Origin of the sequence: Candidatus Pelagibacter sp. Uisw_106 (assembly GCF_047724975.1) — a bacterium.
Classification (GTDB): domain Bacteria; phylum Pseudomonadota; class Alphaproteobacteria; order Pelagibacterales; family Pelagibacteraceae; genus Pelagibacter.
In genome coordinates, this window is record NZ_CP159819.1 from 1,231,101 (window position 1) to 1,243,425 (window position 12,325).

The 12,325-nt window shown below is 30.6% G+C and carries 12 protein-coding genes; 1 reads left to right on the plus strand and 11 read right to left on the minus strand.

From position 1 onward, the window contains the following. Positions 1 to 38: 38 nt before the first annotated feature. The 7 genes from ABXT45_RS06765 to ABXT45_RS06795 all read right to left on the minus strand — a co-directional run bounded on the left by ABXT45_RS06765 (position 39) and on the right by ABXT45_RS06795 (position 7,469). Positions 39 to 857, minus strand: coding sequence for an alpha/beta hydrolase (locus ABXT45_RS06765; RefSeq protein ID WP_415313350.1), 819 nt, complete (start codon positions 855 to 857; stop codon positions 39 to 41). Further along, positions 841 to 1,752 (minus strand): DMT family transporter, encoded by a 912-nt coding sequence (locus tag ABXT45_RS06770; protein WP_415313352.1) that lies wholly within the window; start codon positions 1,750 to 1,752, stop codon positions 841 to 843. The genes ABXT45_RS06765 and ABXT45_RS06770 overlap by 17 nt, the downstream gene beginning before the upstream one ends. A 182-nt stretch (positions 1,753 to 1,934) precedes the next feature. Continuing rightward, positions 1,935 to 3,272 (minus strand): amidase, encoded by a 1,338-nt coding sequence (locus ABXT45_RS06775; RefSeq protein ID WP_415314450.1) that lies wholly within the window; start codon positions 3,270 to 3,272, stop codon positions 1,935 to 1,937. A gap of 10 nt (positions 3,273 to 3,282) precedes the next feature. After that, a complete protein-coding gene (locus ABXT45_RS06780) occupies positions 3,283 to 4,644 on the minus strand; it encodes a TRAP transporter large permease (RefSeq protein ID WP_415294914.1) in 1,362 nt (453 codons plus the stop codon). Then, positions 4,634 to 5,218, minus strand: a complete 585-nt coding sequence (locus ABXT45_RS06785; RefSeq protein ID WP_415279175.1) for a TRAP transporter small permease subunit — start codon at positions 5,216 to 5,218, stop codon at positions 4,634 to 4,636. Before ABXT45_RS06785 ends, ABXT45_RS06780 begins: the two co-directional genes overlap by 11 nt. Positions 5,219 to 5,311: 93 nt before the next feature. Next, positions 5,312 to 6,472 (minus strand): TRAP transporter substrate-binding protein, encoded by a 1,161-nt coding sequence (locus tag ABXT45_RS06790; RefSeq protein ID WP_415294915.1) that lies wholly within the window; start codon positions 6,470 to 6,472, stop codon positions 5,312 to 5,314. Positions 6,473 to 6,641: 169 nt separating this feature from the next. Further along, a complete protein-coding gene (locus ABXT45_RS06795; RefSeq protein WP_415313354.1) occupies positions 6,642 to 7,469 on the minus strand; it encodes a DUF4198 domain-containing protein in 828 nt (275 codons plus the stop codon). Between ABXT45_RS06795 and ABXT45_RS06800 the strand changes: the two genes are divergently transcribed. Beyond that, on the plus strand, positions 7,444 to 8,562 hold the full coding sequence (locus tag ABXT45_RS06800; RefSeq protein ID WP_415313356.1) for a HupE/UreJ family protein: 1,119 nt from the start codon (positions 7,444 to 7,446) through the stop codon (positions 8,560 to 8,562). The genes ABXT45_RS06795 and ABXT45_RS06800 overlap by 26 nt on opposite strands. Before the next feature lie 133 nt (positions 8,563 to 8,695). On the opposite strand, the gene ABXT45_RS06805 is transcribed toward ABXT45_RS06800, so the two are convergent. The 4 genes from ABXT45_RS06805 to ABXT45_RS06820 all read right to left on the minus strand — a co-directional run bounded on the left by ABXT45_RS06805 (position 8,696) and on the right by ABXT45_RS06820 (position 12,324). After that, positions 8,696 to 9,202: a hypothetical protein gene (locus tag ABXT45_RS06805; RefSeq protein WP_415313358.1), complete on the minus strand. Its 507-nt coding sequence runs from the start codon at positions 9,200 to 9,202 to the stop codon at positions 8,696 to 8,698. Between the two features lie 128 nt (positions 9,203 to 9,330). Next, positions 9,331 to 10,404, minus strand: coding sequence for an ABC transporter ATP-binding protein (locus ABXT45_RS06810; RefSeq protein ID WP_415313360.1), 1,074 nt, complete (start codon positions 10,402 to 10,404; stop codon positions 9,331 to 9,333). Beyond that, positions 10,397 to 11,476, minus strand: coding sequence for an ABC transporter ATP-binding protein (locus ABXT45_RS06815; RefSeq protein WP_415313362.1), 1,080 nt, complete (start codon positions 11,474 to 11,476; stop codon positions 10,397 to 10,399). The genes ABXT45_RS06810 and ABXT45_RS06815 overlap by 8 nt, the downstream gene beginning before the upstream one ends. Continuing rightward, positions 11,476 to 12,324: a carbohydrate ABC transporter permease gene (locus ABXT45_RS06820; RefSeq protein WP_415290424.1), complete on the minus strand. Its 849-nt coding sequence runs from the start codon at positions 12,322 to 12,324 to the stop codon at positions 11,476 to 11,478. The genes ABXT45_RS06815 and ABXT45_RS06820 overlap by 1 nt, the downstream gene beginning before the upstream one ends. Position 12,325: the final 1 nt, after the last annotated feature.

Below are 12,325 nucleotides of genomic sequence, written 5' to 3' on the forward strand. Positions count from 1 at the left end.
AGAAATGAAATTTGTAAATTATTTGGTCAGATTGTGGCTTAATTTAAACTCTTTAAATATTCTTTCAAAACTAGAATCATTTTTTCATTATATTCCATCATGTGATTGTCTTTTTCAGAAAAATAAGAATATTTTGGCTCATTAGCAAGCTTGTACATCTTTTTACCCATCCAAAATGGCACTATTTTATCTTCTTCTCCATGCATAATCAGAATTGGGGACTTAAGATTTTTAATTTTTTTATCACTTTCGTATTTATCTTTAAGTAAAAATCTAATTGGAAAATATGGATACACATTTTTTGCTGCGTCAACCATAGATGTAAATGGAGATTCTAGTATAACGCCTGCAAATTTATGGTTTTGAGCAACATGAGTTGCGATCCCAGTACCTAAAGACTCACCATACAGAACAATGTCATTATCTTTAAGACCTTTTCTTTTTAACCAATTAATTGCACTTTCACCATCTTCATATAGACCTTTTTCTGATGGTTTGCCTAAGTTTCCACTAAATCCTCTCCAAGAAATTATTAGAAAATTTATATTCATGTCTTTAAAATGATTAATTTTATGTATTCTATTTTCTAATGTTCCTGCATTACCATGGAAGAAAACTAAAGTTTTAAAATTGCTAAGATCTTTTTCATGAAACCATCCAAGTAATTCAAAATTATCACTCGTCTTAATTTTTACTTTTTCTATTTTAACTTTTAATTCGTCACCAAAGAAATTATTTTCTTTTGGCTCGTATAATAAGTTTCGTTGAAATATAAATATAATAAAAAGTAAAGAAAAGTATGCTATCGGTATAATTAAAATTATTTTCAATAAATACTCTTTAATTTTTTTTTTCATATTTACTTTTTTTTTTAACTAAATAAACTCCACCAAAAACTAAGACAGTTCCTAAATAATGATAATACTCTAACTGCTCATTAAAAAATAAATAACCATAAATAGCACTGTAGACGGTAAATATATATAAAGTGAAACCAGTAATTGATGCTCCAAGACTTTTCTGGGCCATTGTATATAACGTAAAAGCTATAATTCCTGGTGAGATAGCTGCAAATAAAACCCACATAAAAAAGTCTGAATTAAAAACAGTTCTTACAAAGAAAGTCTCTTCTATTAAATAAAATGGAAGCAAACTCACTACACCGAAAAAAGCAATCAAAGTAAATCTATCAAAAATTTTTAAATTAGTTTTCCAGTAAAATAAGTAAATAGAGTAGAGAGCCCACCCAATAGAAGAAGCTAGCATCCATAAATCACCAATTGTAAATTTAAGGCTAATTAACAGAGATAAATCACCTTTAATAATGATAGCAAAAACACCTATTAAACAAGAAGCCAGACCAACAATTCTAAGAAAATTTATTTTTTCTTTAAAAAAGATGCAGGAGATTAGAATTATAAATATTGGAGATGATGAGTAAATAATTCCCATATTAGTAACTGTCGTCGTTTGTCCTGCTAAAAATGGAAAAGCTCCACAAACACCGCAGCCCATTGATCCAATAAAAAATATTCTTTTGTATTCTTTTTTTACAAATTTAAAATTTTTTTTTAATGAGATAAAAGTAAAAGGGAGCAACATTAAGAAGACAGCTGCCCACCTCCAAAAAGCTAAAGAAATTGGTGGTACATACTCAACTCCTCCTCTTGCAACTATCAAATTGCTAGCCATAAAAATTGGTTGGATAAATAATAATAGAAAAGGTAAATAATTATTTTTAGAATTATTCACTACAAGTAGAAAATTAGTTTTTGTCGAAAAAGGCTTCGTAGACCATCATAAAAATTGCAATAGCCATCAAAATAAATACTGGCAACACATCCCAAAAACCTATCATTGAGGATCTTGTCAATGTGGTTGCTAAACCGATGAGAAAAATTGCTGCAAGAAAAGTACCTAGAAATTTTGTTATATTATTTAGCATATTTTTTACAATTTTTTTCTAACCAATTGGCTACACCTAAAAATCTTAAATCATCTAGCTTGTCTCCAATTAACTGAACTCCTAATGGTAAATTATTAGCACCTGTAAGTAAAGGTAATGAAATAGAAGGTAAACCCATATAAGTCCAGGTAGTGCAGAATTCTGGGCTGCCTGTACTCTTTAAACCCTTAGGTGCAACCCCAGTTGTGGATGGGCTTAAAACACCATGATAGTCCTCAAAAACTTCTTTAAAAGATTCATAACTTCTTTTCATAAAGTCCATCGCTTCAACATAATCTTTTGCTGAGTATTTTAAACCTCTTTCGATGGCGCCAACCATTTCTTTAGAAAGTTTTTTCTTAGATTTTTTGTAATAACCATGAAAATTATTAGCCATATCTGTTTCATGAATTATTTTATGATATTTTGGAATATCTTCAAAATATGATGGTGTATCAAATACTTCAATATTTTTTTTGAATGTTTTTATAAAAAACTCAAAAGACTTTTGGGATTCTTTATCTACATTTTTCCAATTTTTGGTTTTGTAAAAGATAAATTTTGGTTCATATAATGGTCCTTTTTTACAAACTTTTAACATTTCATCAGATGAATAATGAATAGTTGAACTATCGTATAAATCTTTTTTAATTAATGTTTTTGTTAATAAGGCAACATCTTCAACTGTTTTTCCAAAAACACCAATGTGATCTAGCTTGTCTGACTGTTTTAAAACTCCACTTCTAGAAATTAGTCCATAAGATGGTTTGTACCCAACAACCCCACAATAAGAAGCTGGTCTAATAATTGATCCATTAGTTTGTGATCCAATTGATAGTGGTGCCATATGAGCTGCAACTGCAGCTGCAGAACCGCTTGAAGATCCACCAGGTGTTCTTGAATTATCGTGTGGGTTAGTAGTTTTTCCTGGGTGAAAATATGCAAGTTCTGTAGTTACAGTTTTTCCCATAACTATTGCTCCTGCAATTTTAAGTAAATTAACAACTTCAGAATCTTGAGAACTTGGCATTTTTTTTCTTAATGGAGTTCCACATTCAGTAGGCATTTCAAAAGTGCCTATTATATCCTTAACTGCAATTGGTAGGCCATGTAAAGAACCTAGGGGCTTTCCTGATTTTCTGTATTCATCCGCTTCTTCTGCTTTTTCTAAAAGTTTTTTTTTATCAAAATATTCCCAAGCATTGATATCTTTTTCAAATTTTTCAATTCTTTCAATATATTGTGTACAGACTTCTACAGAGGAAATTTGGCCTGTTTTTAAATGTTCTACTAACTTATTAGTTGTAAGGGAAAATATGTTCATAATTCTAAATTACCTAATTTGCAAATAATGTTTCTGGTAGCCACAAAGCAATACCTGGAAACATATACATAAGGAACATTGCAAATATTACTATGGCCAAGAATGGCATAATTCCTGCAAATATTTCCATCAGCTCAACATTGTTTTTTTGTACACCTTTTAAATAATAGGCAGACATGGCCATGGGCGGTGTCAAAAAAGATGTTTGTAAATTAAGAGCAATCAACATTGCAAAGAAATATGGATTAACATCAAATACCTCAAGTAACGGTAAAAATATTGGTACAAATATAATTAAGATTTCAGTCCATTCTAACGGCCATCCTAAAAGAAAAATTATTATTTGTGTAATTATTAAGAATTGCCAAGTTGTTATTTCTATTGATTTGAAAAAATGCTCAAAAATTTCATGACCACCTAAATAAGAAAAGACTGAAGAGAAAGTCCATGAACCAATAAATAACCACATAATCATTGCTGTGGTTTTTGCTGTTAGAAAAACAGATTCTTTAAAACTTTGCCACTTAAGAGTTTTGTAAAACCAGGATAAGAGTATTGCTCCAAATGCTCCTGCTGCTGCAGCCTCAGCTGGCGTAGCTATGCCTGCTAAAATTGTTCCAAGTACTAACATTATTAACCCAAAAAGAGGGACAAAAGAAACTAGTACTTCTTTTAAAATCTCTGCTCTTGGTGGAATGTCTGCTGCATCTGGCTTGGGTGCAATTGATGGATTTATCCAAGCTCTGATTACAACATAAGCTATATATAAACTTGCAAGTAAAAGTCCTGGGAAAATTGCTGCAGCAAATAATCTTAAAGGTGATAATTGGGCAATCACTGAATATACAATTAACATAATACTTGGTGGTATTAAAATACCCAGACATCCCCCAGCACAAATTACTCCTGATGCAAATTTTTTATCATATCCCGCTTTAACCATTGCGGGCCAAGCAAGTAAGCCCATTAAAGTTACAACAGCACCAATAATTCCAGTTGCTGTAGAAAATAAAGTACAAGTTATTAATGCAGCTACTGCCATTGAAGCTGGCAATCTATGAGCTGCAAGTCTTATGGCAAAAAATAATTTTGATACAATTCCAGCTCTTTCAACTAAATACCCCATAAATAAAAAGAGTGGGACTGCAGTGAGGACATTATTATCCATAACTGTGTAGGTATTTTTTACAAATAATGAAAATATTCTATTATCAAAAATATGATCCATTAAAACAGGATCATAATAAGCATAATATCCAAAGCCTATTCCCATCGCCATTAGAGTAAATGCAATTGGAAAACCTAATAGTACTGCAAATAAAAATATCCCCATCATGAAGATAGCTACTTCCGGATTTGTTAAACTAAATAACATCTTTTTGATCCTCGTCCTGAGCTGTTCTCATTAAAATTTGTTCTGTTTCTTCTGCAACAACCATTCTTGCAGGCCAATGTCCCGTTTGAATACAAATGATTGATCTAAATACTTCAGCAACTCCTTGTATGGTTAAGAATACTCCTGCTGCTGGTATCAAAGATTTTGCCATATAAATATTAATCTGTGCTGGGCTACTCCAGCTAGTTTCTTTTATCTTCCAAGCAAGTGCCGCATATTCAAATCCATAAAATGCTAAAGCTATTACGCCAGGAAAAAAGAAAATAAAATAAAGTATTAAATCAATCCAGCCTTGTGTTCTTGGTTTGAATAATCTGTAAATCACATCTCCTCTGACATGAGATTCCGTTGCCAAACAATAAGCTCCTGACATCATCAATATTGCACCATACATTTGCATACTAAAGTCAAAATTCCAAAGTGTTGGTTTGTTAAATATATATGCCATTGTTACTTCATAGCAAGTTCCACCCATTAAAATGACAATACACCAAGAAAAAGCCTTCCCTATTGAAGTGCTTAATGTGTCAGCAAATTTTATGTAGGCTCTCATCATGATTTAAATAGAATACCCTAATTTTCCAAAAACTGTACTATAAAAAAAGGGGAGCCTAAACTCCCCTCTTTTAAATTATTTAAAAGCTAATTAGATTTTAACTTTTCCAATTGGACCAAACTCATTTTCATAAGCTAGTTTGTAATTAGGCTGATTCATCAGCAAGTACTTCATTACTTTCTTAGCATATGCTTTTTGAGAATCGATAACCTTCTTGAAGAATGCATCTTTTGCAGAGAACTCTCCAACAATTTTATCCCAACCTTTTAACTGCTCAGCTAAAATAGCATCAGACGTTTGGTAAACATTAACCTTATGCTCGTTCATCAACATAGCTAAACTGTCAGAATATCTAACAAGTGCTTTGAAGTAGTTATCTGTATTCGCAGCATAAGCAGCGTTTTTTAAGATAGCTTGATGAGCAGGTGAAAGGCTTTTTAGTCTCTTTGTGTTCATAGGAATTTCAAACATCTCTTGAGATTGGTGGAAACTTCCTAAGTGATAGTGTTTAGAGACATCTTGCATTCCAAACTGTGAGTCTGATGTTGGGTTGTTAAACTCAGCAGCATCAATCAAACCAGTTTTCATTGCTGGTTGGATCTCACCACCTGGTAATTGTCTTACGACCATTCCCATAGCAGTTAAAACGTTAGTCGCTAGACCAACTGTTCTATACTTCATACCTTTAACATCGGATACTTTAGTTACATTCTTTTTGAACCAACCAAAAGGTTGTGCTGGCATAGGCATATGAAAGAATCCAGTGTAGTTATATCCAACACTAGCTACTGCTTCTTCATATAGTTTTCTTCCACCACCACGTTCCATCCATCCCATAACTTCTTGAGATGACATTCCGTATGAAGGACCAGTTCCAAAAAGTGAAGCTGCAGCGTTTTTACCATACCAATATGCTGTCACCCAGTGACCCATATCAACGATTCCATCACTTACCGCTGCTCCGATTTCTGAAGTTTTAACGATTGAGTTAACAGGCTGAAGATCAATTTTAAGTGATCCACCAGACATGTCACTAACCATATTACAGTAGTCTTGCGCCATTTCAAAAAAGATGTTTGCGCCTGAAGGCCAAGCAGCTTGCATCTTTAATACAGTAGCGTGAGATCCTGCAGTTGCAATATTAGGCATTGCTACAGCTGTTGCTGCTGCTGCACCTGTGACTGCTGCCGCTTTAAAGAACTTACGTCTTGAAGGTGTTGTAGCCTTCAAAGATTTTTTATCTTTAATCATTGTTTCTCTCCCTTATTATATTAGTTAATTAACTACCTTTATATTACCCACAGTTAGATGCAGCTGTCTACGGAATAGTTAACCCCAAGTTGTGCCAAATGGACCTATCTGTATATAAAATTTAGACACAAACAAAAATATACACAACCAAAAAGTGTATTAAAGTATTTTATTTCTTTATCACTAGGCTTGCCCATAGACTAAACCAATCTGATTTGAATTTAAGTTTTTGGAAATAATTTGCTTTATTTAGCTTAACAGCACTTAATAAATAAGTTCTATTTTCAATAGTTCTTATTTTTCCTACTCCATTTGAATTGGTTTTGATCTTTTCTTTATAAGTATTATTTTCATCTTTACTAAAAATAGTAATTTGCCAATTTCCTAATGGCTTATTTTTTTCAAAAAGTTGAAATTCAAAAAAACCATTCTTAAGTTTGTAAGGTGTGCTCAAGGCAATAATTTCAAAATCTAATTTTGATTTTTGAATAAAAAAACCTTTATTTCCATCGGTAATTAATACTTTTGCAAACCTTCTATAATTTTCTGTAGGAATCTTATTTCTATCAAACTTATCTATAGTGTTTTGAAGGCCCTGTTCTTTTACAAAATCTTCAAATTTTTCAACGGATTCATACTTTAAGAATTCATTATTAGTTTCATAGTTTAAAACATGAAATCCTTGCTCTGAAATTAACATTTGAATTGCTGGAAAATCTCCATCCCTCTGTGATAATTTTGTTACTTTATTTCTATTTTCTAAATATAGGCTTTTTTTATTTGGGCTATAAAACCCAAAAGGAGAACCCATAAAATCTTGACCAATATTAATATTAGTTTTAAATAATTCCTTGTTATTAAAATTAAAATTAATTGGTTCAAGCCATAACTCGTGCGCATGTACTTTAATTTTTAAAAAAGTTACTAAAAATATGATTACAAATAAATATAGAAATTGCTTTAATAAATTAATGTTTTTTAAGATATTTATATTCATACTATTCTTTATTAAATCATCTTATGCTCACGAACTGCGTCCAGCAATTGCAAATCTTAATATTTATGAGGAAGATAATATCACAAACGCAAATCTATCAATCCAATTAAATTTAGAAGCTATTATTGCAGGCATAGAAACAAAACATTCTAATACTGAAGATTCTGAAAAATCTGAAGAATATAAGGATTTAAGAAGAATGGACCCAACATTTTTACTGCATCAATTTAACTCTAAGATCAAAAATTTTAATAATAAAATTAATCTAACATCCAATATTTCAAATTTAAACTTAACCTTGATAAGCGTAGTCATACCAGAAGTGGGTAATACTGACATAATTAGAGATACTATTGTTACTTTTGATATTCAAAATATTGAAGAAGAACGATTTAAATTTTATTGGGATAAAAATTTAGGATCAATTATTTTACGTATTAATTCAATTCGTAATAAACCTCTCTATGCTGAATTGATTGAGGGGGGTAAACAATCTAAATGGTTTAGTATAAAGAATAAAATAGAGGTGGGACTTTTTCAAAATGTTAAAGAATATACCTTGCTAGGATTTAATCACATTATACCAAAGGGTTTGGATCACATTTTATTTGTACTAGCGCTATTTCTTTTATCTCCAAAACTGAGACCTTTAGTTTTACAAGTTTCAATTTTTACTTTAGCTCACACAATTACTTTGTTCTTGGGTGCACTAAAAATAATAACAATTCCAGCAATTATTATTGAGCCAATCATTGCTCTATCTATTTGCTTTATAGCAATTGAAAATTTGTTTACTGAAAGTATAAGAAGAACAAGACCTTATATAATTTTTATTTTTGGTCTACTTCATGGTTTGGGTTTTGCAGGAGTTTTAAATGAAATTGGAATTTCAACAAACCTATTTATTTCAAGTTTAATTTCTTTTAATGTTGGAGTTGAGCTTGGTCAGATCAGTGTAATTATTTTGTCATATATTTTAATTGCACTATTATTCCAAAAAAAATCATGGTACCAAAATAGAGTTACTAAACCGATTTCAATGATTATTGCATCTATTGGCTTTTATTGGTTTATCCAAAGATTATTTTTTTAATATTATAAGCAAAAAATTACCGTAAGTAATTCTAGTTTTTAAAAGCATTTTTTTTAAATAAACAACTCTTGATTATAATTAAATATTATAATCGTTAAAGACCCTTAAATTTAGGGTTGGTATTGCACTAACCCTAATTGATTAAATCTTGTTTGAATTTCATTATAGAAGCTAGTAAGTCAATTTTCCAGTTTATAAATTCAATAATAACTTCCTCTGAAGGTCTAACATTCCTAATTTTTAGATCTGTTGTTTTTTTTGATCTTGCATCCAATTTAGTAAAAAAATTTAGTTTTATTCCATCATCAACTATTTGAGCAACTGTTTTATAAGAATACTCTGGTAGCTTGCTAGAAATTTTTTCTTTATATATCTCTTCTCCTAACTCATTAGATTCAAATATTATTAAAAAAACTTTATATTTTTTAATTGAAGAAAAAATCCATTTAATACCAGATTTATCCTCTTGGTACTTTAAGACAGCACTTGAATGTCTGGCCATTTCTAAGTTAAGAGCGCACATTCTATCTGGCGATATATCAAAAGGAAGTTTTGCTAAGTTTAATTTGCTAATTATGTTTTTTTGTCTTTTTAGATCTTCAGTATTTAAATTAAGTTTTTTAGTAACATTTGAAACCATGTTTAATCCAGTGGAAATAATTTTTCTTTAAGTTTGGCTAGTCTAAAATTCATAAATTAACTATACCTTAATTTAGGACTTAATATATACGGGAAATAAGCATGTAAATAATAGTCTTTTAAATCTATCTATATTAATTTTTCATCTTCATACACGCAACATTTCTCTGGAGGAATATGAAGGTTTGCCTTTTCTGATGGAACTTCAGTTTCTCTATTTATTTTAGACTTGATTGTAAGGTTACCCATCTTAGCAGTTAATAGTTTATAATTTCCAAGGTCTTCTACCTTTTCTACATCAACACTAATAACATTCTCTTTTTGATTTTCAGCTATCTTTATGAATTCAGATCTTATGCCTAATTTAACTTTATTATTTTTTAATTTTGATAAATCTGTACTTGTTTTAATCAAAGTATCATTAATTTTAACACTATTATTTGACGAAGTTTCTGATTCAAATAAATTCATCGCAGGAGATCCTATAAAATATCCAACGAAAGTAGTTTTTGGTCTTTCAAATAATTCTTTAGGAGTTCCTGTTTGAACCACCTCACCTTCACTCATAACTATTATATTATCTGCAAAAGTCATCGCTTCATTTTGATCGTGAGTTACATAAACAAGGGTTGTTTTATATTTCTCATTTATTTCCTTGAGATTTCTTCTTAATTTAAATTTTAAATCAGGGTCTATAACTGTTAATGGCTCATCCATTAATACTGCAGCAACATCTTCTCTTACTAGCCCTCTACCAAGTGAAATCAATTGTTTTTGATCAGCAGTGAGTTTTCTAGCTGGTAATTTTAAAAAAGATTTTAAATTTAACGTTTCAGCCACAGAATTAACCCTTTCTTCCACTATTTCTTGAGAAAAATCTCTGCATCTCAAAGGGAAAGCTAAATTATCATACACTGTCATGGTGCTATAGATAACTGGAAATTGAAAAACTTGTGCAATATTTCTACTCTCAGTTTTAAGATCAGTAACATCTTTTTCATCAAATAGTATTTTTCCTGATGAGGGTCTTACTAAGCCTGACACAATATTTAACATCGTTGTTTTTCCACACCCAGATGGTCCTAAAATTGCGTATCTTTTTCCATCTTCCCAAACCATCGAGAATGGGTTTAATGCATAAGTCGGATTAGGATCATTTGGATTATATGAGTGAGATATTTTATTTAAATTAATTTTAGACATTACCACCTCTAAATGGTGATGAAGCTAAATTTCCAACTTCATCGAATGCATAAGCTCTATTGGATTTAAAGTTAATTTTAACTTTATCACGAATTTTAAAATCCATCACTTCCTCTATACTAGTTATAATTTTTAAATTTCCCCTTGTAAGGTGTAGTAAAGTTTCTGAACCACTAATTTCTGCAAGCTCCACTTCAAATTCAAAGCCATTATCATTCAATTCAATATCGGATGCTCTTATACCAAAATTAAAATTCTTATTTGTTAATTTAGATAAATGATTTGGAATATCTATTTCAATATCTTCAAATTTTATTTTATTAGAACCTAAGTCAGCTTTCAAAATATTCATAGGTGGGTCATTTGAAATAGCAGCAACCTTTAAATCTTTGGGATTTTCAAATATTTCTTTTGCTGCTCCTACTTGCAGCACTCTACCTTCATCAAGAACAATGACTTCACCATTAAGTTCCATTGCTTCCCTGGGGTCTGTTGTCGAAAAAATTACAATACTTTCCTTTGATAAACCATTAACAAATATATTTTTAAACTCTTCTCTTAACTGCTCTCTTAACTTGTAGTCCAAATTAACTAGTGGCTCATCAAGTAGTAAAATCTTTGCATTTTTTACAAGTGACCTTGCAACTGAAACCCTTTGTTGTTGGCCACCTGATAATTCTTGGATCTTTCTTTTTTCATAACCCTCTAGTCCTACTAATTTTAAAGATTTAAAAACCTCATCATTAATCTTTTGAGGGTCTAAACCTCTTTGTTTTAGAGGAAAGGCTATATTTTCAAAAACATTTAAGTGAGGGTAGTTAATAAATTGCTGATAAACCATAGCAATATTTCTTTTCCACACGGGTATCTCTAAAAAATTCTTATCTTCAAATCTAATCGATCCGCTATCTGGCATAAGTAGCCCTGCTATTGTTTTTAATAAAGTGGTTTTCCCAGAAAGTGTTCTTCCCAAAATCGTATACAATTTACCTTTTTCAAAATTAAAAGAGATTTTTCTTAACTGAAGTTCTTCAGTTAATTTATACGATAAGTTTTCACCAACTAAATTCATTATTTAATTGCTCCTGATAGATTTCCTTTTGATAAATATCTCTCAACAATAAATGCAACAACAATTAATGGAGCAACAGAAACTAGTGCTGAGGCTGATAAACTCCACCATGGTGTTATTGAAGAGTTTAAAGCTACAATTTTTACAGGAAGTAACTGCACTTCAGTAAAGGTTAAAATAAAAGCAAAAAAGAAATCAATCCATCCAAATATAATACAAAACATTCCAGCAACAATTAATCCTGGTATTGAATTTGGTAATACAACTTTATAAAATGCCTGATAAGGATTACATCCATCTATCAATGCCGTTTCATCTATCTCTCTTGGAACTTTATTAAAAAAATCAACCATAATCCAAACTGCTATTGGCATTAACAAAACAATATAAACAACTATTAGTCCAAATAGACTGTCCAATAAATTAACTGCACCAAGAAATAAAAAGAAAGGTATGGATAAAACAATTGGTGGCATGATTCTTTGAGAAATGAAGAAAAATGTAATGTCATTATTCTTTATAGGACCAGCTTTAAATGTATATCTAGAAAGAGCATAAGCAGATAAGGTTCCAAGTATAATACTAACTAAACTTGCAGTGCATGTTACAAACAAACTATTAAAATAAGGTTCAACAATGTCTACTCCTCCTTGTGCTGGAGATTTAATTAAAACTCTCCAACCCTCTAAGTTTGGTTCAAAATCAACCCACGGGATGTAAGTAACACCTCCATTTACTGAATTAAAATCTTTAAAAGAAGTTGTAAGTGCCCAAAGAAAAGGTGCCACAACAAAAACAGTCCAAACTGTAATAAAAAAATATTTTAAGAATGTGTATAATTTTCCCATA